21 protein-coding genes and 2 pseudogenes are annotated in these 26,447 nt (G+C 32.2%); 14 read left to right on the top strand and 9 right to left on the bottom strand.

All coding sequences use genetic code 11. The features are described 5' to 3' along the window. Window positions 1-14: 14 nt before the first annotated feature. The 3 genes and pseudogenes from ffh to ADIWIN_RS18050 form a co-directional block, all read right to left on the bottom strand. A pseudogene (gene ffh / locus ADIWIN_RS18060) lies at window positions 15-1,345 on the bottom strand (signal recognition particle protein). 227 nt (window positions 1,346-1,572) lie between these two features. Next, window positions 1,573-3,669, bottom strand: a complete 2,097-nt coding sequence (locus tag ADIWIN_RS18055; RefSeq protein WP_040757710.1) for an FIDD domain-containing protein — start codon at window positions 3,667-3,669, stop codon at window positions 1,573-1,575. Next, the gene (locus ADIWIN_RS18050) at window positions 3,600-4,109 is read right to left on the bottom strand and encodes a hypothetical protein (RefSeq protein ID WP_040757709.1); all 510 of its coding nucleotides are present in this window, start codon (window positions 4,107-4,109) and stop codon (window positions 3,600-3,602) included. The genes ADIWIN_RS18055 and ADIWIN_RS18050 overlap by 70 nt, the downstream gene beginning before the upstream one ends. A gap of 100 nt (window positions 4,110-4,209) precedes the next feature. Between ADIWIN_RS18050 and ADIWIN_RS18045 the strand changes: the two genes are divergently transcribed. From ADIWIN_RS18045 to ADIWIN_RS19775, 4 genes and pseudogenes are all read left to right on the top strand, one after another. Then, the gene (locus tag ADIWIN_RS18045; RefSeq protein ID WP_020896634.1) at window positions 4,210-4,725 is read left to right on the top strand and encodes an RNA polymerase sigma factor; all 516 of its coding nucleotides are present in this window, start codon (window positions 4,210-4,212) and stop codon (window positions 4,723-4,725) included. Between the two features lie 97 nt (window positions 4,726-4,822). Then, a complete protein-coding gene (locus ADIWIN_RS18040) occupies window positions 4,823-5,719 on the top strand; it encodes a FecR family protein (protein ID WP_020896633.1) in 897 nt (298 codons plus the stop codon). Then, entirely contained in the window at window positions 5,712-6,788 is a 1,077-nt protein-coding gene (locus ADIWIN_RS19780; RefSeq protein ID WP_051155497.1) for a TonB-dependent receptor plug domain-containing protein, read from the top strand. Before ADIWIN_RS18040 ends, ADIWIN_RS19780 begins: the two co-directional genes overlap by 8 nt. A gap of 44 nt (window positions 6,789-6,832) precedes the next feature. Continuing rightward, window positions 6,833-8,026, top strand: a pseudogene (locus ADIWIN_RS19775) (TonB-dependent receptor domain-containing protein); the annotation flags it as partial. 69 nt (window positions 8,027-8,095) lie between these two features. Here ADIWIN_RS19775 and ADIWIN_RS18030 read toward each other — a convergent pair. Both ADIWIN_RS18030 and argS read right to left on the bottom strand, forming a co-directional pair. Continuing rightward, the gene (locus ADIWIN_RS18030; protein ID WP_020896630.1) at window positions 8,096-9,388 is read right to left on the bottom strand and encodes a carboxypeptidase-like regulatory domain-containing protein; all 1,293 of its coding nucleotides are present in this window, start codon (window positions 9,386-9,388) and stop codon (window positions 8,096-8,098) included. 179 nt (window positions 9,389-9,567) lie between these two features. Further along, window positions 9,568-11,352, bottom strand: coding sequence for an arginine--tRNA ligase (gene argS, locus ADIWIN_RS18025; protein ID WP_020896629.1), 1,785 nt, complete (start codon window positions 11,350-11,352; stop codon window positions 9,568-9,570). A 137-nt stretch (window positions 11,353-11,489) separates the two neighbouring features. Between argS and ADIWIN_RS18020 the strand changes: the two genes are divergently transcribed. Beyond that, a complete protein-coding gene (locus ADIWIN_RS18020) occupies window positions 11,490-11,987 on the top strand; it encodes a glycosyl hydrolase 53 family protein (protein ID WP_040757708.1) in 498 nt (165 codons plus the stop codon). Window positions 11,988-12,316: 329 nt separating this feature from the next. Then, entirely contained in the window at window positions 12,317-14,371 is a 2,055-nt protein-coding gene (locus ADIWIN_RS18015; protein ID WP_040757707.1) for a tetratricopeptide repeat-containing sensor histidine kinase, read from the top strand. A gap of 70 nt (window positions 14,372-14,441) precedes the next feature. Here the strand turns inward: ADIWIN_RS18015 and ctlX are convergent, their stop codons facing one another. Beyond that, window positions 14,442-15,374, bottom strand: coding sequence for a citrulline utilization hydrolase CtlX (ctlX, locus tag ADIWIN_RS18010; protein WP_020896626.1), 933 nt, complete (start codon window positions 15,372-15,374; stop codon window positions 14,442-14,444). Window positions 15,375-15,443: 69 nt separating this feature from the next. Next, window positions 15,444-15,812 (bottom strand): DUF7793 family protein, encoded by a 369-nt coding sequence (locus tag ADIWIN_RS18005; protein WP_020896625.1) that lies wholly within the window; start codon window positions 15,810-15,812, stop codon window positions 15,444-15,446. A gap of 290 nt (window positions 15,813-16,102) precedes the next feature. On the opposite strand from ADIWIN_RS18005, the gene ADIWIN_RS18000 reads away from it, so the two are divergent. The 4 genes from ADIWIN_RS18000 (at window position 16,103) to ADIWIN_RS17985 (ending at window position 21,309) form a co-directional block, all read left to right on the top strand. Further along, window positions 16,103-17,608, top strand: a complete 1,506-nt coding sequence (locus ADIWIN_RS18000) for a M14 family metallopeptidase (RefSeq protein ID WP_020896624.1) — start codon at window positions 16,103-16,105, stop codon at window positions 17,606-17,608. Window positions 17,609-17,764: 156 nt separating this feature from the next. Next, window positions 17,765-19,210: a RimK family ATP-grasp domain-containing protein gene (locus ADIWIN_RS17995; protein WP_020896623.1), complete on the top strand. Its 1,446-nt coding sequence runs from the start codon at window positions 17,765-17,767 to the stop codon at window positions 19,208-19,210. 126 nt (window positions 19,211-19,336) lie between these two features. Continuing rightward, complete coding sequence (locus ADIWIN_RS17990; protein ID WP_040757705.1) at window positions 19,337-20,527, top strand: glutamate-cysteine ligase family protein; 1,191 nt, start codon at window positions 19,337-19,339, stop codon at window positions 20,525-20,527. A gap of 86 nt (window positions 20,528-20,613) precedes the next feature. Beyond that, entirely contained in the window at window positions 20,614-21,309 is a 696-nt protein-coding gene (locus ADIWIN_RS17985) for an N-formylglutamate amidohydrolase (protein WP_020896621.1), read from the top strand. A gap of 45 nt (window positions 21,310-21,354) precedes the next feature. Here the strand turns inward: ADIWIN_RS17985 and ADIWIN_RS17980 are convergent, their stop codons facing one another. After that, window positions 21,355-21,936 (bottom strand): NUDIX hydrolase, encoded by a 582-nt coding sequence (locus ADIWIN_RS17980; RefSeq protein ID WP_020896620.1) that lies wholly within the window; start codon window positions 21,934-21,936, stop codon window positions 21,355-21,357. Window positions 21,937-22,056: 120 nt separating this feature from the next. On the opposite strand from ADIWIN_RS17980, the gene pyrE reads away from it, so the two are divergent. Both pyrE and ADIWIN_RS17970 read left to right on the top strand, forming a co-directional pair. Continuing rightward, window positions 22,057-22,701: an orotate phosphoribosyltransferase gene (gene pyrE / locus ADIWIN_RS17975; protein WP_020896619.1), complete on the top strand. Its 645-nt coding sequence runs from the start codon at window positions 22,057-22,059 to the stop codon at window positions 22,699-22,701. An 86-nt stretch (window positions 22,702-22,787) separates the two neighbouring features. Beyond that, window positions 22,788-23,183, top strand: coding sequence for a hypothetical protein (locus tag ADIWIN_RS17970; RefSeq protein WP_020896618.1), 396 nt, complete (start codon window positions 22,788-22,790; stop codon window positions 23,181-23,183). Window positions 23,184-23,211: 28 nt separating this feature from the next. On the opposite strand, the gene ADIWIN_RS17965 is transcribed toward ADIWIN_RS17970, so the two are convergent. Then, a complete protein-coding gene (locus ADIWIN_RS17965) occupies window positions 23,212-23,943 on the bottom strand; it encodes a biotin--[acetyl-CoA-carboxylase] ligase (protein ID WP_020896617.1) in 732 nt (243 codons plus the stop codon). 94 nt (window positions 23,944-24,037) lie between these two features. Here ADIWIN_RS17965 and rsfS point away from each other — a divergent pair, with 94 nt between their 5' ends. Both rsfS and ftsH read left to right on the top strand, forming a co-directional pair. Next, window positions 24,038-24,409: a ribosome silencing factor gene (rsfS, locus tag ADIWIN_RS17960; protein ID WP_020896616.1), complete on the top strand. Its 372-nt coding sequence runs from the start codon at window positions 24,038-24,040 to the stop codon at window positions 24,407-24,409. A 17-nt stretch (window positions 24,410-24,426) separates the two neighbouring features. Then, a complete protein-coding gene (gene ftsH / locus ADIWIN_RS17955; RefSeq protein WP_020896615.1) occupies window positions 24,427-26,415 on the top strand; it encodes an ATP-dependent zinc metalloprotease FtsH in 1,989 nt (662 codons plus the stop codon). Window positions 26,416-26,447 lie beyond the last annotated feature (32 nt).

Below are 26,447 nucleotides of genomic sequence, written 5' to 3'. Positions count from 1 at the left end.
AAATACTGTAAACTTTATTTAGGCATATTCTGCATCATCTGCATCATACGTTTTCCGCCTCCACCTTGCATCATTTTCATCATTTTACTCATTTGCGTAAATTGCTTTAAGAGTTGATTTACTTCTTGCACAGATGTACCAGAACCTTTACCAATTCGTTTTTTACGACTTGCATTTATAACTGCTGGATTAGAGCGTTCTTCAGGCGTCATAGAATGAATAATGGCTTCAATACCTTTAAAAGCATCGTCGTCAATATCAATATCTTTCATCATTTTTCCTGCACCAGGAATCATGCCTACTAAATCCTTCATGTTACCCATTTTCTTAATTTGCTGAATCTGTTTTAAGAAATCATCAAACCCAAACTGGTTTTTAGCAATTTTCTTTTGAAGTTTACGAGCCTCTTCTTCATCAAACTGCTCTTGAGCACGTTCTACTAAAGACACCACATCTCCCATTCCTAAAATACGATCTGCCATACGTGATGGATAGAAGACATCAATCGCTTCCATCTTCTCACCTGTACCAATAAATTTAATTGGTTTATTAACTACAGATTTAATAGAAATTGCTGCACCACCTCGTGTATCGCCATCTAATTTGGTAAGGATAACGCCGTCAAAATTTAAAATATCGTTAAAGGCTTTTGCTGTATTCACCGCATCTTGACCTGTCATAGAATCCACAACAAACAAGGTTTCTTGTGGCTGAATTGCTTTATGAATGTTCGATATTTCATCCATCATTGCTTTATCCACAGCTAAACGACCAGCGGTATCAATAATCACCACATTGTGACCATTTGCTTTGGCGTGCGCAATACCTGCTTTAGAGATCGCAACAGGATCCGTATTACCTCTATCACTAAAAACCTCAACACCTATCTGATCTCCTACAACATGTAACTGATCTATTGCAGCAGGACGATAAACATCACAAGCTACTAATAAAGGTTTCTTAGTTTTTTGTTTTTTAAATAATTAGCTAGTTTACCAGAAAAGGTTGTTTTACCAGACCCTTGTAAACCAGACATTAAAATCACACTAGGATTACCAGAAAGATTAAGACCTTCTGCGTCTCCGCCCATTAATTCAGTTAATTCGTCTTTAACGAGTTTAACCATTAACTGCCCCGGCTGTAATGTTGTTAATACATCTTGACCAAGTGCTTTTTCTTTTACACGAACTGTAAATTCCTTTGCAATTTTAAAGTTAACATCGGCATCTAAAAGCGCACGTCTTACTTCTTTAAGTGTCTCAGCAACATTTACTTCTGTAATGCTACCATGACCTTTTAATACGTGTAACGCTTTATCTAACTTATCACTTAAATTATTGAACATGTTTCTAGTCTTCAGTTTGCAGCCTGCAAGTAAGCAGTCTGTATTATTTAATAAGATGCAAATTTAAGAATTTATGAGGGAATTATGAATGGGAATTGATAAAATGATTTTTAGACAAATAAGCTAGACTAATGACTACTAATTAAACGATAACAAAAAGAGCCACTCATGGCGAATGACCCTTTTCAATCAACTTAACTTACTAAAATTAACAACTTATAGTTTCTTTATTCACAGCTTCTAACTAAAACAATTTCATTATCACTATCATTAATATTATGCAGCACTAATTGGCTTGCTGTGCATTCTACAACCAACCAGCTTCCATTTATAGCTTGGATATTTGGGCCTGCAACATTTGAAAAATCTATCACAACACCATCACTTGTTTGTGATGTTGACCAAGTCGCATCTATTATGATGGTATCGGTATATATCACTACGATACCCGAGTTTTGTTCAAAATTAAAATTGTAATTACTCAAATTATCGCTTCCGTTATAGCTGGCCACGTTCCAAAGACACTCAGTTAAAATACCGTCAATATCTTCTTCTGTACAATTACCAGTATTACAGGTTACAACGTTTAATTGAATTGGAAATACCTCAAACTGATTTTGAGTTTCAACTCTGATATAAATTATAGAGGAAACATCAGAAGTATTGTAAGCTGATGGATTAACAATTAGATTTTGACTAGCATCCGCATCAGCTAAAGTTTCATAATAAGTGACTAGATCTGCACTTGGCGTACAATTTGCAAATGCTATTGAAAGGTTAAATTCATATATACCATCTGAACCGTCATCACAAACTTCTAAAATAGCATCAAAACTTTCGAAGCATTCAAAATAATTACAATCCTCCACAATTAAATCAATCGTAAAAATATGCTCTATAATATTGCTATAAACATTTAGTACGGCAGCGTATATTACAGTTGGGTTATACATATTAGTATAACTTTCCGGAGTGCCAATAGGATTCACATTGTTTTGTAAATCGCTTTCAGATTCGTAATAATAAATTCCATAAATCGCAATATCAGGTCCACATTCTTGATTGGCTTCAGTTAAATTAAATGTGGCAAATCCATCATTACCGCATGCCGTAATTTGGGTATTTACAAAGCAATCAAAATTAGTACAACTTTCTGTATTGAGATATACATTAAAGACTTCAAAATTCCCATTACTAGCTTCAATTCTCAAATAAACCTGAGCAACTAATGAGCCGTAAGCTTCAGTATTTTCAATTGAATTTGTATTATTTTCTGCGTCATTTAAGGTTTCATGAAACGACGGAACGAAAGATTCCGTGCAAAACACAAGTCCAATGGTATTCGCGCTTAAATTAAAAACAGGAATATTGTTGGTTTGTGTACATTCTACAATTTCGAAATCGTCAAAACAACTAAAAAGATCACCATTACAGTTTTGTTCTAAAACTAAAGTCTCATTTTCTTTATGCAATACAATTCTATCCGTATCACATTCTACAATTAACCAATCCCCTTCTAAACTTTCTTCAAAAGCTGTTAAATCTGAAAATGTTAATAGGATTCCTTCGTCTGCAATAGATAAATTCCAACCGCCACCAATTGCAGAAGCTGCCATGCCTTCCGAAATTTGCAAATCGCCATTAGAATCGAAAATCATTTTATCATTATCAAAATTACCTGTGCCATTACTAAAATCCCAAGGACACTCTTGTAAAATAGCACTGATATCTGTAAGTGAACAATTTAAATCATCTTCACAGACTTGATTAATAACCATAGTCTGCTCCCCTTTTGTAAACTGTATGATATCATCATCGCATTCTATAATTTTCCAGTCTCCACCTAAATCTTCGAAATCTGTTTCTAAGAAAAGATATGTTTCACCCTCCGTTGAAATCACAGACCAATTACTAACAACATTATAAGTACTACCATCTTGAAAAATAGCGAAGGTATTATTTGAATAAAAAACTAAATCAATTCCAATAAACTCAGGAAAACTTGAATATGTCGTGATTTCCCATTGGCAATCTGTTAAATTTGACTTTACAGATTCTTCTGTACAATTAGAAGCATCACACGCATTCCCAGCAGTTTCAATTGCTTCTGCTAATTCTTGATTCGTATTAACATCAATCGTTTCACCATTAGTATATTCTAAAGTTACCGGGAAATTTAAACTAACAATAACGGCATTATCATCATCTTCTAAACCATTTAGAAAATCATATAATGTTTCATCGTTTTCAATTATTACAGTATCAATAAGATTGAATGCTGAATTAAAACGGAAAAAGTTATAGGATAGACAAAATCGACACAATTAATAACATCAGTTTCATTACCAACACATTCGTTTATAAAACTTTCTAGTTCTTCTTCATTTTGAATCTCCATTTGGCTGTAATCATTAAAAATAATTGCAATTGGAAATACAAAATCTAAAACAGTATCATTGGTTGCATTGCTCAATAAACTTTCGAGTTGTTCTAAATCAGATAAGGTTTCAATAATTAGTGTTACATCGCTAATTACAATGGTAACTGGCAACTCAACAGAAAAGCAACTTACACCATCTAAAACATTATCTGCAGCACCAAAATTTGCAGTGGTTCTGCTCATAAGGTTTACCAAGTTAGAATTTGATACAATGGCTTCTTGATCGTTTGGGATGTCCATTTCTGTAATTTCATCCTGACAAGATGTAAAGCAAAAAACGGCAAAAAGGAAATACGTAAATAGGTGTTTAGATTTGGTTTTCATTATTTGATGCTTTACTATTTATTATAAAACAGTTAGCCATCTATATTTCCTACCACTATTATTTAAAATATTAGTTATAATTTGTGGTCTGATAAAAACCATGAGTAAATCCCTACAAGATAACATCTGTGAATCGCAGTTATTTGAGCGCTTATATAAAAAGCACGCTAAAAACTTGCATGATTTTTTGTACTATAAGTTCGGAGATCATTTAAATCCGGAAGATAAAGTTCAGGAAGCTTTTATAAAACTATGGCAAAATTGCAGTAAAGTGGCACCAAATAAAGCCAAAAGTTACTTGTTTACGACGGCTAATAATTTAATGCTTAATGCCTATGCGCATCAAAAAGTAGTACTAAAATATGGCCAGCAACCTCAAAAAAATTCCACTAACGAAACCCCACAATTTGTACTAGAAGAAAAGGAATATCATCAAAAACTACAAACAGCATTAGGTAAATTAACCGAAGCACAACGTGTTGCCTTCTTAATGAATAGAGTTGAAGGCAAACGATTTAAAGAAATCGCAGAGTTACTAGATATATCTGTAAAAGGTGTAGAAAAACGTATCTATGGCGCTTTAAAGAAATTACGAGAGGATATTGATGAACTTTGAAACTTTGAAACTTTGAAACTTTGAAACTTTGAAACTTTGAAACTTAAAAGAAGTAGGGATTTTTAAAACTAAGCTGTTATATACTTGAAATTACATTATGAAAAGAGAAGAACTCATAAAAAAATGGTTAGATAATAATCTTAATACTGAAGAGCTAAATTCTTTTAAGCAGTTAGAGGATTATAACGAACTTATTAAAATGAATAAGGCTTTAAAGCACTTTAAAGCTCCTGATTTCTCTATTGACCAAACTTACAAAACCCTAAAAACGAATCTTGAAGTTAAGAAAACGAATTTAAACCATTGGCTAAAGCCTTTTCTTAAAATTGCTGCAGTTTTAGCAATCGGATTCAGTATTTATTATTACACCATTACTTTAGATACCCAAGTTAATACATTAATAGCAGAACAAACGACTGTTCAATTACCAGATCACTCTACTGTAGATTTGAATTCAAACTCAACACTAACTTTTAATAAAAACAATTGGGACGACAGTAGAGAACTAAAACTACATGGTGAAGCATTTTTTAAAGTTGCAAAAGGAAAGAAATTTGACGTCATTACTACAGATGGAATTGTTAGCGTTTTAGGTACTCAATTTAATATAAAACAACGTGAAGCTTATTTTGAAGTTACTTGTTATGAAGGCTTGGTTGCCGTAACTCACAATCACAACACCACAACATTAAAACATGGAGATACATTTAAAATCATTGATGGGAAACTACTTGCAAATGAAAAAGAAAACGCTATGCAACCACATTGGTTGCGTGGTGAAAGTAGCTTTAAAAGTGTACCTTTAAAATATGTGATTGCAGAGTTTGAAAACCACTACAAACAAAACATAATTACAGAGAACATTGACCTTTCTCGTTTGTTCACAGGAAGTTTTACACATAATAATTTAGATTTAGCATTGAAGTCTGTCACAATACCATTAAATTTAAGCTACAGCCAATCTAGAGAATCTATTTTACTAAAGCGTGAATAAGAAATTACTTTGTTTAATTTTCTACTTTTTATCGATTGCCTTTTGTAACCTCACTTTCTGTCAGGAACAACAGGCCGAGAAATCGCTTGTCCAAATTCTTCTGGACATAGAAAAACAACACGACGTTAAATTTTCTTTTGAAACCAAAACGGTTGAACATATATTAATTAGTCCATTATCTCATGAGCTTTCGATAGAACAAATATTAGATCACTTAAACCGTGTTACCAATCTTAATTTTGAAATGCTGAATGATCGATTTATTGTCATTACCCTAAAAACAGCACTAGATATCCAAAACAAAATACAACGGCTAAAAGAAGTTATAATCACAAATTATCTTATCAAAGGAATTTCTAAAACTAATGATGGAAGTATAAAAGCGAACACAAAAGCCTTTGATATTCTACCTGGATTGATTGAACCAGATGTCCTACAAATAGTACAAAATTTACCTGGCATTATGAGTGTAGATGAACGCATTTCTAACATCAATGTTAGAGGTGGCACTAATGATCAAAATTTAATTTTATACGAAGGCATACGCATGTACCAATCCGGACATTTTTTTGGTTTAATATCTGCTTTCAATCCGTATTTATCAGAGAACATTACTATTTCTAAAAATGGCACTAGTGCGAAATTTGGTAACGCAGTATCGAGTACTATCGCTATAAGAAACTCGGATAATTTAGATAAAAAAATTAGCGGAGGAATTGGAGGGAATATGTTGAGTGTAGATGGCTATGCAAAAATACCATTATCAAATAAAACAGAACTACAACTCTCTGCAAGACGCTCTTTTACGGATCTTTTAGTTTCCAAAACTTATGACTCCTATTTTGATCGTATTTTTAAAGACTCAGAATTAAATACGTCCTCTAATATAAATACGCTTTTAGCACAAGATGAGCGCTTTTTATTCTACGATTTCAATGCTAAATTTTTATATGATATTGATAATACATCAAAGCTGCGTGTTAACATAATGAGTATGTCTAATGACCTGAATTACAACCAAGTGTTTACCTCAACAGATAATAATTTTCAGGAAACAAAAGTAAATTAAATCAGACAAGCTATGGAGCAAGTGCAACCTATTCTAAATTAGTAAATAATGACATGAATTTGTCGGCACAGGTTTATTATTCTAACTATGACTTAGATGCTAAAAATAACAATATTACCAATAGTCAATTATTAATTCAAGAGAATAAAGTTGAAGATTTCGGCTTTAGATTAGACCTTTCAAAAACAGTTAGTGAAGACATTAACTTTAATAGTGGTTATCAATTTAATGACGTTGGAGTTACTAATTTTGAAGATGTAATTAATCCAAATTACACAAGTTTAGTAAAGGAAATTATAAGAACTCATGCCTTGTTTGGAGAAATAGAATGGTACTCTCCATCACGTGAGACTTATATAAGACTAGGCTCTAGAATCAGTTATTTTGGGAAATTGTCTGAATTTTTAATTGAACCTAGATTTACAATAAATTATAAATTTTTAGATTATTTTAGATTAGAAGTCTTAGGAGAATTGAAAAGCCAATCCATTACACAGATAATTGATTTACAACAAGATTTTTTTGGTATAGAAAAACGACGATGGCAATTAGCTAACGGTAATGACGTGCCTTTAATAACAAGTGAACAAGCTTCGGTTGGACTAAGCTATAACCAAAACAATTTATTAGTTTCGGTAGAAGGCTATTACAAAGGAGTCAATAACATTACCGCTCGAAGTCAAGGGTTTCAAAACCAATTTCAGTTTACAAACGATACTGGCTATTATATTGTAAAAGGTATAGACTTCCTCATTAACAAACGTTTTAGTGATTTTAGCACATGGTTAAGTTATACATACAGTAAAAATGATTACAATTTTAACGAGATTAATAACAGCGAATCATTTCCTAATACTATTGATTTGAGACACGTGGTTAATTCTTCATTTACTTACAACGGCGAAAAACTTAAAATTGGCATTGGATTTAATTGGCATTCGGGTAGACCTTTTACCGCACCTTTAGAACTTCAGATTGACAGTAATTCTGCTATAGAATACAATACACCTAACAGCTCTCGATTGGATGATTACTTTAGAACCGACATTTCTGCTATATATAAATTGAAACTATCAAAAGGTGTAAATGCAGAAGTCGGAGCATCTATTTGGAATATCTTTAATCAAACCAACATAATTAACCGTTTTTACACATTTAATTCTGATGATGCTATAGTAGAGATTAACAACAAGTCGTTAACATTCACTCCAAACTTAAGTTTTAGGGTGAATTTTTAATTGTTAGTGATTACAAAAAAAACACTGAAGTAAAATCAGGGTCATTTAAAAATTATGTTATCCTTGGACTTAGCCATTTAGTATTTTTTTTCTTTCTCGCTCTTTTTCCTTTTCAATACTCTTTCTAATTTTATCTATGGCTGTTTCAATTGATTTGTCTGGTTCTATGAGATTATATTGTCCCCAAAAATTCGGATCTGAAAATCCTGAAATAGCATCAGTAATAATTACAGATGGCCTTAGTTTGTCTTTGTTTTTAATTTTTTTGTCTGTACTTATTACCTCCCAATCAGTTACTGCCATTTCACTAGATAATGTGTATACTTTATTGAAGAGTTGACGTTTTTTATTTACCTTAAACGTTAGACTTAAATTAGAATAACTGTAATACCACTTATTATCTTTTTGTTTATAATCCACTTTGTAAACCGCTTCTAAGGGATAAACCTCAACATCACTAGGTTTTCTTTTAACCAAAAGATTCTTAGTCTTATCCATATTACCCAAATCCAAAAAATAATTAGCACTTACTAATGCCAACGATTCTACATCAATAAAAAGTTTTCCACTATAGTTTACCGTAAGATGATTATTCTTAGGACTAAAATCAACAACAAAAACAGTTCTATTATTTATGGCTGAAGGTTTATCAAAAGAAAAATTATACCCATTAATACTTTCCTCTGTAAAAATATATTCAGGATATTTCATAATATCCAAATACATCGTAGAAAACGGACCACCTTGTAATTTTACAGAAACCGTATCTAAGCGAGTATAGTCAGTACTTTTTCGTGCTTTTCCAAGTTGAATAGCATCCCGTTGTTTAGACGAATTTGGTTGTTTTAAAATATGAACAACAGCTTCTGTTAAAGACACATTTCTATTTCGACGTTTAATGGTTTCTCTATAAAAAGCAGTCATAAAAACAGACTCATCTCCTACATTTTTATTCTTATCACTAAACACTTTTCTTACTAAACTTACTGCATCTTTATATACCGCGATGTTTACAGTAGATAACTCCGTAATTGCCTCAAATAATTCTATTGTGTAATTATGATTAGTTAATTCGGACAATGGCATAACGTAAGTAGTATAGCCTAAAAAAGAAACGATAACTTTTGAATCTAAATAATTATTTGGAACTTTTAAGATGAATTGACCTTCAGAATTTGTAATAGTACTAATGTTAGTATTGTTAATACTAAGACTTGCAGCTTCTATAGTTTTATTAGTTCTACCATCCACAACCTTACCTTGATACTCCTTAAAATCTGTTTGAGCACTCAAAGAAAAGAGTACAAATAATAGTAATAATAGTGTACTCGGGTAACGCTTTAAAGTGTAAGATTTTTCCATAACAGTAAGATTTAATGAACATTATAACCTTACCTAAGATACAAAAAAGGACACAATACGCTTCTATTCAATATGTTAAATTGTAAACATCAAGTATCACGTTGTGTTTTCAATTCTTAAAATTGATAGCAAAATTGATTAAAAAAAAAGTAATACTGCTAATAGCGAAAATGACAAATCTACATACGCTCAGGAACCTCAATCCCTAACATTTTAAATGCATTTTTAATAGTTTGGCTAACCGTTTTAGATAAAGCCACTCTAAAATTCTTTTCGACGTCAGAGTCTGCGCCTAGAATAGATACATTCTGGTAAAACGAATTAAAGTCCTTTACCAAATCGTAAGTATAATTCGCAATTAAAGCAGGACTATGTTGTTCTGCTGCATTTTGTATTATTACTGGAAATTGCTCTAATTGTTTAATAAGTTGCCTTTCTTTTTCGTGAAGTGCTATTTGGTCGCTGAGCGAAGTCGAAGCGCCATTAGCATCCACATTAGCCTTTCTTAAAATTGACTGAATTCTAGCATACGTGTATTGAATAAATGGCCCTGTATTTCCTTGGAAATCGATAGATTCTTTTGGATCGAATAAAATTCGCTTTTTAGGATCTACTTTTAAGATGTAATATTTTAAAGCTCCTAAACCTATAGTTTTGTAAAGGGTTTGCTTTTCTTCTTCTGAGTACTCTTCTAGCTTTCCTAATTCTTTAGAAATCTCTTCAGCAGTATCTGCCATTTCTTGGATTAAGTCATCAGCATCTACAACCGTTCCTTCTCTACTCTTCATTTTTCCGCTTGGTAAATCTACCATACCATAACTTAAATGGAATAGATTTTTAGCCCAATCAAAACCTAATTTTTTCAAGATTAAGAATAAGACTTTAAAATGATAGTCTTGTTCGTTACCAACGGTATAAACCATACCTCCAACGTCAGGATAATCTTTAATTCGCTGAATGGCTGTACCAATATCTTGTGTCATATAGACAGCTGTACCATCCGCTCTAAGCACAATTTTTCTATCTAAACCATCTTGGGTTAAATCGCACCAAACAGAACCATCAGCATCTTGCTCAAAAACACCTGTTTTTAATCCTTCTGCAACAAATTCTTTTCCTAGTAAATAGGTATTACTTTCGTAGTAATAGGTATCGAAATCTACACCAATATTTTTGTAAGTGACATCAAAACCATCATAAACCCACTGATTCATTTTTTCCCAAAGAGCAACAACCGCCTCATCACCTGCTTCCCATTTTAGTAACATTTGCTGTGCTTCTAATAATAAGGGGGCATTCTTTTTAGCATCTTCTTCAGATTGACCTTGAGCCATTAATTCTGAAATTTCAGACTTATATTCCTGGTCAAACTTTACATAGTAATTTCCAACTAGTTTATCTCCTTTCAAATCTTCTGTAGGTGTTTCATTTTTACCAAATTTTTGATAAGCCAACATACTCTTACAAATATGAATACCTCTATCATTAATGATTTGGGTTTTGTAAACTTTCTTACCTGAAGCTTTTAAAATTTCAGCAACACTATAACCTAAGAGCACATTTCTTACGTGCCCTAAATGCAATGGTTTGTTTGTGTTTGGTGAAGAATATTCTACCATAACAGCTTTATCATCCTTTTGATTCACAAAACCATAAGAATCATTTCCTTTTATAGACGTGAAGAAATCTAAGTAATATGAATCACTAATTTCGATATTTAAAAAGCCTTTAACAACATTAAAACCTTTAACTAAATCTACATTGTCTAATAAATACTGACCGACTTGTTCTCCAATAACAACAGGATTTCCTTTTACAACACGCAACATTGGGAATACTACAACCGTAACATCTCCTGCAAACTCTTTGCGAGTCGCTTGAAATTCTACTGATTCTAATTCCGCTTGAAACAACGCTTTTATCGCTGCTTTTACATGTAATTCTAAAGTCTCTTGAAGGGTCATAATTATGCTTTATTTTGGTGTTTTAAAACGTTGGCAAAGATAGAAGTTTTATTGTTTTATTAGGTTTCTATGCAGACATAATTACTTAACTTTATAGGCTTTTGAAAAATTTTAGAATTGACAGAAGCTTAATATCTATGGCTGAAATAAAATTTTTAAAATATTGGCTTTCCAGCTCCATTGTTATTTTGACATCATGTTCAGATAATAATAATAATAATTCTATTACTGACGATGACATCCCTGAGAATGAACTATTCTATAAAGGCATGGATTTATCATTTCAAAGTGAATTAAAAAACTACGTTATAGATTATAAAGATGCGAATGGAAATTCGGTAGAACTTCTAGGTTTTGTAAAGTCCAAAAGAACAAACCTTATAAGCTCAAATCACATCATTCTAGAATTTGCTTCTACTCCACAAGGCCAGAAAGCATATATGGAATGGCTGATTTTTACCATAAAAGCTATTCCAAATAAAAAAGAAATAGGTTTTTGTTATTGGGCTCCAGATTGGGTGGCATTTAATGGTAATGAAAATACATCGACAAATGGCACATCGTGGGAAAACCAATGTATGTTTGATTTTAACTTAAAAGCCTTATCTATTTTAGATGTATTCAACAATAACTAACTAAAAGACAACGTTATAACTTAAAGATGCATTTCGTCGACAAAACAGTATTACCCCCTTTAAATTTACCTTTGGTCGATAAGCTGATTTTTGAAAATATTATATTTGTCTGTTCAACTAATAAATTGGTATTAAATCCTAATAATTAGCATAATTGCATTCATAATAGCACTTTTGGAGGGCTATTAATCAATGTCCCAAACATTAATGAGGCTTAATAATCAAACATTAACCCAGTTGTTATTGTTTTGTGTTAACTTACTTTTTTCGTCCCTCCCTAAAAGTTTTTCAAACCAAAACAGCGCAATTCGTTTTAACGCTATTTTAAGATGAGACAGTTACTTATACTAGCTGTGTATCTTATATCGTTATCCGTTTTTTCACAAAATGAAAAAATAGATAAACTTACGGTACAAATAGCTTATTTGAACGCAGACTCTACAAAGGTGGATATGTCTTTGGTGCTTATAAATGAACTCTTTAAACAAAAAGACTACAGTAAGGCATTACTTTACATTAATGAAACCTCAAAACTTTCTGATGACCTTAATTACATAAAAGGACAAGCAGAGAGCAGTTACATCAGAGCATTAATCTTTACAGAACGTAACGATTACTTTAATGCTATTGACAACTACAAAAGATCTAGAAATTTATATTTACAAATAAAAGATACACTTGGTGTGGCCAAAGTGAGCAACAGCATTGGACTTGTTGAAATAAAAAGAGGAAATTATAAGGTTGGTTTACAAAATTCATTATCTGCAATAGATATTTTTGAAAAACAGTATTTAAAAGAGGAACTAAGTGCAGCTTATAATAATCTTGCTGAAGCTTACTACAAAACCAATCAAATTGATAAGGCTATAGAATATAATTTTAAAGCTTTAGAAGTCCGAAAGGAAATTAATGATAAGGATGGTATTAAAATATCTACTAAAAATATAGCCGGACTTTATTCTATATTAAAAGAGCATCGCAAGGCTATTGAATATTACGAAAAAGCATTAGATATTCTTAATCCTAAAACCGATCAAGTTCTTAGAGGAGAAATACTTCCTAAATTAGGTAGCGAATACTTACGTTTTAAAGAATATGATAAAGCTTCTGAGTACTTAGTAGAAGGTTTAAAATACAACAGACAGCAAGATAATAATGAAGGGCTTTTAAGAGCCTTAAATGCTATTGGACATTTAAATCTTCAAAACAAAAAGCTAAAATTAGCTGAAAGACAATTAAACGAAGCTTATAAAATAGCACAGAAAACAGATGATAAAACCGAACTTTTAGAAAACTACAAACTTCATATTGCTTTAGATTCTACACGTGGTTATTATCAAAATGCGTTTTTCTGGCAAAATAAATTTTACAATTTAAAAGACTCGCTGTCTAAAATTAATCGACCTGTTTTTCCAACAGAATTAGAACATTTAGATTTAATTAAAGACAACTCAAATAGTAAAGATCTTACAGATAACACTGAAAATAACGCAACTGAAGCATCAACCTCGTTGAGCAATCCTTACATTCTATATGGAGTTATAGCAGCATTTATAGTATTGTTAGGCCTACTAATTTATAGTCTTTTAAAAACTAAAACTCATAAAGAAGCATTAGAAAAACAAAAAGACATATTAGCAGAAGAACAAATAAGAACTGAAGCTATTTTAGAACAAACACATCATTTAGAAGAGGTTAACCAAGTTAAAGACAAACTTTTTTCTATTGTCTCTCACGACTTAAAAGATTCAATCTCTTCTATTAAAGCGTTTTTAGATTTACTAAAAGAAGACAGCATTTCTAAGGATGAATTTTATGAGTTGATTCCAGAATTAAGCGAAAATGCTAATAATGCATCGTCACTTTTATTTAATTTATTAAACTGGTCTAAATCGCAAATGCAGAATTTAGAACCAAAACCTGAGCTATTTAACATTCAAGAAGTGTTTCAAACTAAAATTGCTTTAGTTGAACAAAAAGTTGAAGACAAACGTATTGTTTTAATTGATGAATCTCAGAACGATTTTATTTATGCCGATCGCAGCATGGTAGAAATTGTGATTCAGAATTTAATTACAAATGCTGTTAAATTTAGCAGAACAGGTGATGTTATTACTATTTCTAATACAGAGGTTAGTGGCAAATCCTTAATTTGCATTGAAGACACTGGTGTTGGTATTTCTAAAGACAACATTGATAAGTTATTTGCGGCACATAAAAACTTTACGACTGCTGGTACTAAAAACGAAAAAGGAACTGGCCTAGGATTGTCTATCGCTAAGGATTTAGTAGAATTGAATAACGGCAGAATCTGGGTAGAAAGCACAGAACATGTTGGAAGTAAATTCTTCGTTGAATTACCTAAGGCAGGATCTAAGGCTTAGCTTCGTGTTTAAGATTCCGAGTCTATTTTACAAATTAACAAACTAGAATTCAAAGAAAAACCGATACAGCTTAAGCTTTCGGTAAAAATACTTCAGCGATCATACAACGCGCACTTCCACCACCACAAGTTTCTATAGTCTCTAAAGAACTCGAAATAATAGGGCAATGCTTTTCTATCGCTACAATTTGATTTGGTGTTAAACTTTTATGCGCAGCCTCACTCATAATTAAATAAAGCTGTTCCTTGTTACCTCGTAATTGCAACATATTTCCTGCAAAATGATGCATTTGTTTTTCTGTAATTGAAATGATTTCTTTTCCATCATTCCTGAGATGCTTTACAACACTTTTACGCTCTTTTTTATCATCAATACTATCTAAGCAAATTACAGCAAAATTCTCAGCAATACACATCATTACATTGGTATGGTATATTGGCAAGCGTTTATCATCTACAGTTTGATACGCTGTAAAAATTACAGGACTGTATTCAAAATCTTCACAAAATTCTATAAATAAATCCTCGTCAGCTCTTGGCGATAAAGCACAATAAGCCTTTCTATTAGCACGATCTAATATAATGCTTCCTGTACCTTCTAAAAAGAGACCTTCATGTTCGGCTGATGTATAGTCAACAATGTTTTCAATTTTAAATCCTTCTTCTTCAAGTCTGATAAAAATTTCATCTCTACGCTCACGTCTTCTATTCTCTGCAAACATTGGATATTTTGCGATGTCTCCATTAGCATGAAAACTCACCCAATTATTTGGAAAAATAGAATCTGGAGTATCATTTACTTTGTCATCTTCTTCAACAATGACATTAATACCAACTGCTTTCAATTTTTGTACAAAAGCATCAAATTCTTCTTGAGCTTTTGAATTAATCTCAGCATTTTTTAAATCTAAATCTTCCTGAAAATAATTATTGACAGCTGTTTGCTCGTTCATCCTAAAACTAACAGGACGAATCATTAAAATAGTATTTGTAGTTGCTTGCATTTATTTAAGAATAGAGTCGTAAAATGAAATGCAAAGTTATTATTTTTTTATGTCAAAGTAGCTATAAAATCAGGCCTGATTTTCTAACCATTCTAAGGCCTCTTCGCGACTCTTAAACATCTTTATATTCCAACCGTTATCGCGATTCATATTTATTAAAACATCGGTAGCTAATTTAGATACATAAGCATGTGTTACAACAGCCATGGCTTTCACGATATTTTTATTTACAATAGACTTTTGTGCTTCAAAAGTATACGTGTAAGAATACTTTTTATTAATTAATAAGAAAAACGGGACTTCTAATTTTTCGATCAAAAAAGTATGATATTCTTTTACCATTTTCATATCCAACACTACACCATCATCTATAATAACCTCAGCAAGATTAGCTTTAAGTATGGTTATAATACCAAAGCTAAGTTTATATGTTTTCATGTTAATAAATATAAGTAATTTTAGCCAAATTTCTAGACTATGAAAAAACTACTAGTATTAGCCTTATTGTTAGTTGCTTGTAATGAAAAAACCAAAAACAAGATTCGGAAAATAAAACTTTTGAAATAGATTTCACAACAGTTTTCGAAAAAAGTGAAGGTTTTGAAACCGCAACTTATCAAGAAACCATAAAATATTATGAAGATTTAGCCAACAGTTACCCTGAAGTTTCGATTCAAGAAATCGGAGAAACAGATTCAGGAAAACCCCTACATATAGTAACGTTAAACATGAACGGTTCAGCCGACAACTTTGAATCGCTTAGACAAAACAATAGAATCCTATTAATTAATAATGGTATTCACCCTGGCGAATCAGATGGTATTGATGCGACGATGATGTTGTTTAGAGATGTTGTTCAAGGTAAAATAGATGCGCCTAAAAATACAATTGTAGTTACCATTCCAATATATAATGTAGGTGGCAGTTTAAATAGAAATTCAACAACACGCACCAATCAAAACGGTCCGAAAACCTATGGATTTAGGGGCAATGCAAGAAACTATGATTTAAATCGGGATTTCATAAAAGCTGACACCAAAAATGCCAAAGCTTTTGCTAAAATATTTCATTTAGTGCAGCCAGATGTTTTTATAGATAACCATGTTAGTAATGGAGCCGATTATCAATATACGCTAACCCATTTATTTACTCAACATAATAAATTAGGAGGTGAACTTGGTGAGTTTATGCATTCTGAGATAATGCCAACGCTAGAACAAAAACTTGAAGCAAAATCATGGGATATTACACCTTACGTTAACGTATTTAACCGCACACCAGATTCTGGATTTACACAATTTTTAGACACTCCAAGATATTCTACTGGGTATACAACGTTGTTTAATACTCTTGGCATGATGATAGAAACACACATGCTAAAACCATACAAACAACGCGTAGAAGGCACTTACGAATTAATGAAAAGCATGATTGAAATCACCGAAGAACAAGGAGATAAAATCACAAAACTCAGGAAAGAACAAGCAAAACTATGGGCAGCAGGTGACAGCTATCCAATAACTTGGGTTGTAGACACAAGCCTAACCTCTACTCTAAAATTTAAAGGTTATGAAGGCGAGATGATTCCTAGTGAATTTACTGGTGCAAAACGGTTAAAATACGATCAATCAAAACCATTTACAAAAGACGTTACATATCAAAATTATTTTAAAGCAACGGACTCTATTACCATTCCTAAAGCCTATATTATTCCGCAAGGTTGGTATAATGTCATTGATTTATTAAAACTGAATAACGTAGAATTTACACAATTTAAAAATGACACGACACTAACCGTTGAATCTTATAAAATGGGAAGCTACGAAACCCGTACGTCTCCTTACGAAGGTCATTATACACATTACAAAACAAACGTTAACACATCTACTGACAACATCTCTTTTAGAAAAGGAGATTATTTAATTTCTACGAATCAAGATGCCATTCGTTATCTATTAGAAACACTAGAACCTTCTGCCCCAGATTCATTTTTTAACTGGAATTTCTTCGATACTATTTTACAACAAAAAGAAGGATTTTCACCTTATGTTTGGGAAGATAAAGCTGAACAACTTTTGAAGAACAACCCAAAACTTCAAATAGAATACAATATAAAAATTAGTTATGATGAAGATTTTGCCAATAGTTGGTATGCACAATTAGACTGGTTACATAAACAGAGTAAAAATTATGAGAAGGCGCATATGCAGTATCCTGTATATAGAGTACAATAGACTTGAATTTGTGCGATTTCACAGAGTGAATTCCTTCAATAAAAAAGCATTAAATCAGTCTAAGAAAAAACAATAAAAATAATTTTTAATACCTGTAAAACCAATCAAAAAATAATATACATTTGTTTAAAATTATAATAGCGTAATGCGCTCTAAATGAACAAATATATAGTTGTTAATCAACCTGAAAAATGGAACTTTTCAATTGATAATATAACCGTAATTTCCGCTCAAGATTATCTTACAAACCCGAAGTATTCCTTATTAAAAAATGCACGAATTTTCAATTTATGCAAGGACTACTCTTACCAATCCAAAGGCTATTACGTATCACTTTTGGCAGAAGCCAGAGGTCACTTACCGATTCCAACTACAAAAAACATTGTGGATCTTAAAGCTTTAAAATTAGTTAGAATTGTTTCTGATGAGTTTGATGATGTTATTCAACAAAGTTTAAAAAACATAAAGTCACAAGATTTTACGTTGAGTATCTATTTTGGGCAAAACGTAGCACAGAAATACAAAAACTTGAGTGCCCTTTTTTACAAGCACTTTCAAGTCCCATTTTTACGTGTAAATTTTAATCATACCACAAAATGGAACATTCAAAGTATAAAGGCTATTTCTGAAGCCGAAATACCAGTAGAACACATAAGTAGTGTCCGTGAATTTGCTAATCAGTATTTTGCAAAAAAACGTTACGATACTGCAAAAGTTACAAATTACGATTTCGACTTAGCCATATTGGTTAACCCTAACGATCCGGCACCTCCAAGCAATCCTAAAGCCTTAAAAAAGTTTATAGAAATTGCCGAAAAGATGAATATCTATGCCGAAATTATTGAACCAAAAGATTTATCACGCTTGTCTTCTTTTGATGCTTTATTTTTAAGACAAAGCACAGAAGTTAATAATGAAGCTTACATGTTTGCGCGAAAAGCACAGCAAGAAGGTATTGCAATAATTGATTATCCGGATGCTATTTTAAAATGTTGCAACAAGGTTTATATGGCTGAAGCCATGAACAATGCTAATATTAGCACGCCTAAAACAGTAATTGTACACAGTAACAACCGGAATGCAGTCTTAGAACAAACAGGATTACCTTGTGTTTTAAAAGCACCTGATTCTACCTTTTCTTTTGGAGTAAAAAAGGCAAAAACGAAAGACGAATACAATGCTTTAGTTACCGAAATGCTAAAGGAATCTGATTTGATTATTGCGCAAGAATTTTGTCCATCAGATTACGATTGGCGTATAGGCATTATTGATAATAAACCATTTTATGCCTGTAAATATTATATGGCAAAAGACCACTGGCAGATTTATAATTGGAAAGCGACCGACAAAAATGACCAAGATGGAGATGCTGATTGTTTACCTATTGAAGACGTCCCAAAAAGCGTGATTGACATCGCATTAAAATCCGCAAAATTAATGGGATTAGGGCTTTACGGTATTGACATTAAAGTTGTAGATGGCAAACTGATGGTTATAGAAATTAATGACAACCCCAATATTGATTTTGGAGTAGAAGACGCACATTATGGCGATTTGGTCTACACAGAAATTCTTTCAGCATTAAAAAAACGATTAGAGTAGCACACTGAATGATCATGTTATGAGTTTCGATTAATCCGCAAAATGATTAATAACCAATGACATGTGACTATTAAAACACAATATTAAACACATGAAAAAAAATATCATTTATTCGAAGTTTACGGAATTGAACTCGAATATATGCTCGTTGAAAATGATAATTTAAAAGTTGCACCAAAAGTGGATGAGCTGCTTACATTAAAAGCAGGAAAAATAGTATCGGATATCGAAAATGGTAGTATTGCATGGAGCAATGAACTTGTGGCTCATGTTATTGAACTAAAAACTAATGGCCCTGCAAAAAGCACAGATGATTTGGCTGATAAATTTCATGCCAATATCATGGAAATTAATGCGCTTTTACAACCATTAGATTTAAAACTCTTAGGCTCAGCCTCTCATCCATTGATGAATCCTAATACAGATACTCAGCTTTGGAAACATAGTTATAGTAAAATTTACGCGCTTTACAATACTATTTTCAACTGTAAAGGTCATGGATGGAGTAACGTACAAAGCACACATATCAATTTACCGTTCTATGACGATAAGGAGTTTGAACAACTACATGCAGCCATTAGAGTTTTGTTACCGCTACTACCAGGACTGTGTGCTAGCTCACCTATTCTCGATGGTCAAATCACAGGCTTTAAAGACACGCGATTAGAATTTTATAAAACCAATCAGAAGGAAATTCCGGAGTTGACAGGCATGGTCATTCCAGAACGTGTATTTTCAAAATTAGATTATCATGCAACGATTTTCGAACCGATAAAACGAGCGATTCAACCTTATGATAAAGATAAGATTTTAGATCAGCATTTTTTAAATTCACGAGGAGCAATTGCACGTTTTGATCGTAATGCTATTGAGATTCGCTTAATGGATATTCAAGAATGTCCTAAAGCAGATATTGCTATTTGTGCATTGGTTATCGAAGTGTTAAAAGCTTTGGTTAATAAAGAATTCTGTACTCTAAAAGAACAAAAAATGTGGATAAAAGAAGATTTATTTCTCATTTTAAACGATACCATAAAACATGCCGAGAACTCTAAAATTGAAAATCTAGAGTATTTACATTTATTTGGAATTGAAAGTAGTTCCTCTGTAAACGAGGTATGGAAACACTTGTATAATGCAGTAAAATCAAAATTACATAAATCACATCATAAGGCTATTGAAGTAATTTTAAAAGAAGGTACTTTAGCGACAAGACTATTAAAAGCAATTGGTAATGATACAACCGAAGCTCATATTATTTCTGTTTATAAAGACATGCAGAATTGTTTAAAAACGAATACGTTGTTTCAGCCATGAAGCCATCCATAACTAGATTTTGACACACTAGAGAATGATTATAAGGGAGAACCATGTGACCTTAAAAAAACAATACGAATAAAGACATGAAACTCATTTTAACTTGCGAACATGGAGGAAATAACATTCCTGAAGCTTTTAAAAAACACTTCAACGAAGCTATTTTAAAAACACATCGTGGTTATGATTTAGGAGCTTTAGATTTGTTTCAACAGTTAGAACCGTTATCTGATGCTTCGTATTTTAGTACAACAAGTCGTTTATTAGTAGAGCTGAATCGTTCATTATTTAGCAAGCAACTTTTTTCAGAATTTAGCAACGGTTTATCTAAAAATGAAAAATCAGAAATTCTTAAAAAATATTATTTTCCATATAGAACTGAAATTGAATACAAAATAGCTGAATACATTAGAAGCAAACAGCAAGTTCTACATCTTTCTATTCATAGTTTCACCTCAAATCTAAATGGTGACGAACGCAAAGGTGACATTGGATTACTTTATGATTCTCGTCATAAAAAGGAACAAGAGTTTTGCAAACAATTTAAAGCAAACCTTTTACAACAAAATCCAAATTTAAATGTGCGATTTAATTATCCCTATCTTGGAAAAGCGGATGGCTTCACTACCTTTTTAAGAAAGCAATTTCCAACGAATTATTTAGGCATTGAGATTGAAGTTAATCAGAAATTTGCTACAGAAAACAGTATGAATTCAGTACTAAAACAGACTATTTTAAACACCTTAAAAGTGTTAAAATCAAACCACAATTTAGAAACTTAAATCACACAAAAAGCTTGTTTATAAAGTAAGAAAGGTTCAACTCACTTAAACCAAAATTCGAATATTAGCATAACTATTTTCCAAAGCTTTTTGAGATGCCTTGTCATCTAACCATTCTACTTTAGTAATGCCTTCATTTTCTTGTGGAAATAATTCTCCTTCAAAATCGGTAGACATTTCAAACCAATACGTTACTTTAATTTTATGTTTGCCGTTTCGTTTAAAGATATGATACGTTGTTGGTAATGGCTTGGTGATTTTTAAACCTTCAACACCTGTCTCCTCTTCTACTTCGCGTATAGCAGTTTCCTCAATCGACTCTTTACGTTCAGCTTTTCCTTTTGGCAAATCCCATTTATCATTTCTATAAATAAAAAGAATTTCATTTTTAGAATTATAAGCTTTTCCTCCACCAGCTACGACATTGGGTAAAAGCTTTAAAAACTTTTTGAGCAACTTATCTTCATTTTTATGAATTAAGTGTACTGATTTCAAATCCGTATTATTCAAGGTTTTTATTACCTTACCAATATTTACAGACTTTAAAAGAAAGGATTTAAAATCAGTTTCTTTTGTTACTTCAGTAGTTAAAATTATAGGTTTATCACCTACATAAATAGTGTACATCGCTTGAGTTTGTTTCAACTTTCCTTTTGTAAATTTATTATTTTTTATGAGAAACCATTTGAAATGAAATTTATTTTCGTTTAAAATTTTCTAACCTCGAAAAATCATTATTTTTGTAACATGATTTTTAACAAAGATACTGCCAAAAAAACAGCAGAAGTTTTACTGCAAATTAATGCTATAAAATTACAATCCAATGATCCTTTTACTTGGGCTTCTGGCTGGAAATCTCCAATTTATTGCGATAACAGAATTGTACTATCGTATCCAACTATTAGAAATTACATTAGAGCCACAATTGCTCAAAACATAGAAGACCTCTATGGTAAACCAGACGTTATTGCTGGTGTTGCAACAGGTGCTATTGGTATTGGTGCTTTAGTCGCAGAATACTTAAACCTACCTTTTGTTTATGTAAGACCAGAAGCAAAAAAGCATGGTCGCCAAAACCAAGTTGAGGGCGTTTTAGAAAAAGGACAAACCGTTGTTGTGGTTGAAGATTTAATTAGTACAGGAATGAGCAGTCTTAATGCTGTGCAAGCTTTAAAAGAAGCCGAAGTGAATGTAAAAGGCATGGTTGCTATTTTCTCTTATGGATTTGATGTCGCTAAAAAGAATTTTGAAGACGCTAATGTTCAATTACACACGCTTGGTAATTATGAAAACTTACTAGAACAAGCTGTTGAAACCTTTTATATCACCAAAGACCAACAAGACATTTTAGCACAATGGAATGCCAATCCTAGTGAATGGAACGCTAATTGATATAGCATATAGTGAAATTGTTGAGTTGTTTAGCTGAGAAGCTAAAACTTAACAACAAGCAAAAAAAACAACATAATACAATACCTATGAAATTAGAATCCCCAAAAGTAACTTTAGATAAATCAGCAGAAGAAACTTTTAATTTTCTATCTGACGTTAAAAATTTTGAAAGCTTAATGCCAGAAAACATTAGCAAATTTGAAGTTTTAGAAAATGATAAATTTCTATTCGCATTAAAAGGAATGCCAGAAATTATATTAAAGAAAAAAGAAGTTATTCCTCACAGTAAAATAGTTCTAGGTGCTGCAGGCGGAAAATTAGATTTCGCTTTAGAGGCTAATATCACAGAGATTGAACCTAACAAAACTGATGTTAAATTAAATTTTGAAGGAGAATTTAACGCTATGATGGGAATGATGATAAAAGGGCCTATCAGTAAATTTATTGAGACTTTAGTCACCAACATGAAAACTGAGGTTTAAACACCATAAGAAATAAACAAGTTGCAACTTAATATAGCAACTTAATTTCCTTAAGATCGAAGGTTTTAATAATACCGTCTTCCGTCCAAACTTTTAATTGGCCGTTCTCGGTTACACCTTGTATGATCCCAGAAAAGCTATCATTTTTAGACGTTCTAAAAGTTGATGGCTTATTTTTTCTAAAAAGGAGACTTTCGTATTCCGACTTAATTTCAAGAAATTGTTTAGATTCTAGTAAATCAAAATGAATCTTCAATTGTTTCAATACTTCTGAAAGTACTTCATCTTTATTAAAAATTACTCCCGTTACTAAACTCATTGAAGAGGCTTGTGGCAAATTGTCGAAGAATTTTTGGTTCACATTAAGCCCAAATCCAATTATGGAGCCTTGTAGATTATTGTTTTTTATGACATTTTCAATTAAAACACCACATAATTTAGTGTCTGCTGACAAAATGTCGTTAGGCCATTTGATACGTAATTGCGGTATTTTAAACGTTCGTAACGCTTTAAAAAGCGCTAAAGAAACAGCCATACTAATATAAAACTGTTCTGTAATACTAAAATACGGCAGTCTTTTAAACACACTCGCTGTAAGGTTCTTACCACTTTCCGCTTTCCATTTGGCACCCATTTGCCCTCTACCTTTTGTCTGCAATTCTGCAACCACAACGGTATAATCTTTAGGTAAAGCCACAATTGACAAATCCTTTAGATATGTATTTGTAGAGTCAATGGCATTAAGTTTGATTATGTACATTTAATAGGCAATTTTATTTTATAGTTTTCTTATGACATTAAGCGCATACAAGAACTAAAAAAATAATAACTTTGCACAAAATTAATACAATTTAATGAAGAAAGATAAAATCCCTACAGACCAACTTATTACATCAATTATTGGAGGTATTGAAGATGTTAAAGGAAAAGAGATAACACTATTAGATTTAAGAGAGATAGAAAATACGGTTTGTGATTATTTTATTATCTGCGAAGGTACTTCAAACACACAGGTAAACGCAATCGTTGGCTCCATACAAAAGCAAGTTAGCAAAACACTTAAAGACAAACCATGGCACGTTGAAGGCACAGAAAATGCTGAATGGGTTCTAATGGATTATGTTAATGTTGTGGTACATGTATTTCAAAAACACATAAGAGAATACTACGATATTGAAGAGCTTTGGGGAGATGCAAAAATAACCCAAATAGAAACTAGTTACTAAAACGAGAAACGCTACGAATGGCTAAAGACAATAAAAATTTAAACAAGAAACCGAAACTAAACCCGTATTGGATTTACGGAATTATCATTGTTGTATTCCTATCTATTCAGATTTTTTCTGGCGGATTTGGGGAATCTACAGGTACACAAACAACTCCGGCACAATTCTTAACTTATTTAAGTCAAGGTGAAGTTGATAAAATTGAAATTGTAAACAAAAGAGAAGCTAGAGTTTTCTTAACAAAAGAAGCTAAAGAGCAATCTCCGCACAAAAAGACAAATTCTAATTCTATATTTCCATCTGTAACTCCTGCTCCAAACTATAAGTTTGAATTTGGTGATCTTCAGAATTTTGAAAAAGAAGTAAATGAAGTTATTAAAACTAATAATCTCAATACCGAATTAGTATATGAAACGGAACATAATGTATGGGGAGATTTCCTATTAACATTATTACCATTTGTCTTAATTATAGGTGTGTGGATTTTTATAATGCGTCGTATGTCTGGTGGCGGAGGCGGAGGAGCTGGTGGACAGATTTTCAATATCGGAAAATCTAAAGCTAAACTCTTCGATGAAAAAATAGATACAAAAACATCATTTAAAGATGTGGCTGGTTTAGAAGGTGCTAAAGAAGAAGTACAAGAAATTGTAGACTTCTTAAAGTTTCCTGAAAAATATACTGCTCTAGGTGGTAAAATACCAAAAGGTGCTCTATTAGTAGGACCTCCAGGAACAGGTAAAACATTATTAGCAAAAGCTGTTGCCGGTGAAGCTAAAGTACCTTTCTTCTCTTTATCTGGATCAGATTTCGTAGAGATGTTTGTAGGTGTTGGTGCTTCTCGGGTAAGAGATTTATTTAAACAAGCTAAAGAAAAATCGCCTTCAATTATATTTATTGATGAGATTGATGCCATTGGTAGAGCTAGAGGAAAAAACAACATGTCTGGTTCTAATGACGAGCGTGAAAACACTTTAAACCAACTCTTAACTGAGATGGATGGTTTTGGAACTAACACAAATGTTATTGTATTAGCAGCAACAAACAGAGCTGACGTTTTAGATAGTGCTTTAATGCGTGCTGGTCGTTTTGATCGTCAGATTTATGTAGACCTTCCTGATGTAAGAGAACGTAAAGAAATTTTTGAAGTGCATTTACGTCCACTTAAAAAAGAAGAAACTTTAGATATTGATTTCTTAGCAAAACAAACACCTGGTTTTTCTGGTGCAGATATCGCAAATGTTTGTAACGAAGCGGCATTAATTGCAGCTAGAAAAGGAAAGAAAGCAGTAAACAAACAAGATTTCTTAGATGCTGTTGATAGAATTATTGGTGGGTTAGAGAAGAAAAACAAAATTATCACCCCTGCAGAAAAGAGAGCTGTAGCCTTTCATGAAGCTGGACACGCTACTGTAAGTTGGATGTTAGAGCATGCTGCTCCATTAGTAAAAGTAACTATTGTCCCTAGAGGTCGTTCTTTAGGTGCTGCTTGGTATTTACCAGAAGAGCGCTTAATTGTACACCCAGAACAAATGCTAGATGAAATGTGTGCTGCATTAGGGGGTAGAGCTGCTGAAAAAGTAATCTTTGATAAAATCTCTACAGGTGCTTTAAGTGACTTAGAAAAAGTAACGAAACAAGCCAGAGCTATGGTAACTGTTTACGGACTTAGTGACAAAGTAGGTAACTTAACCTATTATGATTCTTCTGGACAATCAGAGTACGGTTTTACAAAGCCATACAGTGAAAAAACAGCAGAACTTATAGATCAGGAGATTTCAGATATTATTGAAGAACAGTATCAACGTGCCATCAAATTATTAGAAAACAACAAGGACAAACTAACCGAGTTGGCAGAAGTCTTATTAGACAAAGAAGTTATTTTTAAAGATAACCTTGAAAAAATCTTTGGAAAGCGCGCTTTTGAAAATCCTGCTATTATAGAGGCGGAAATGAAAGACGCGATTGATGATGTCAAAGAAGAAATAAAGAAAGAGGAAGAATAAAACCCCCCCACATCTTACAATCATATAAAAAA

Origin of the sequence: Winogradskyella psychrotolerans RS-3, assembly GCF_000427335.1 — a bacterium.
Classification (GTDB): Bacteria; Bacteroidota; Bacteroidia; order Flavobacteriales; family Flavobacteriaceae; genus Winogradskyella; species Winogradskyella psychrotolerans.
The sequence above is the reverse complement of the archived record's forward strand: the minus strand, read 5'-3'. Positions and strand labels throughout refer to the sequence as shown.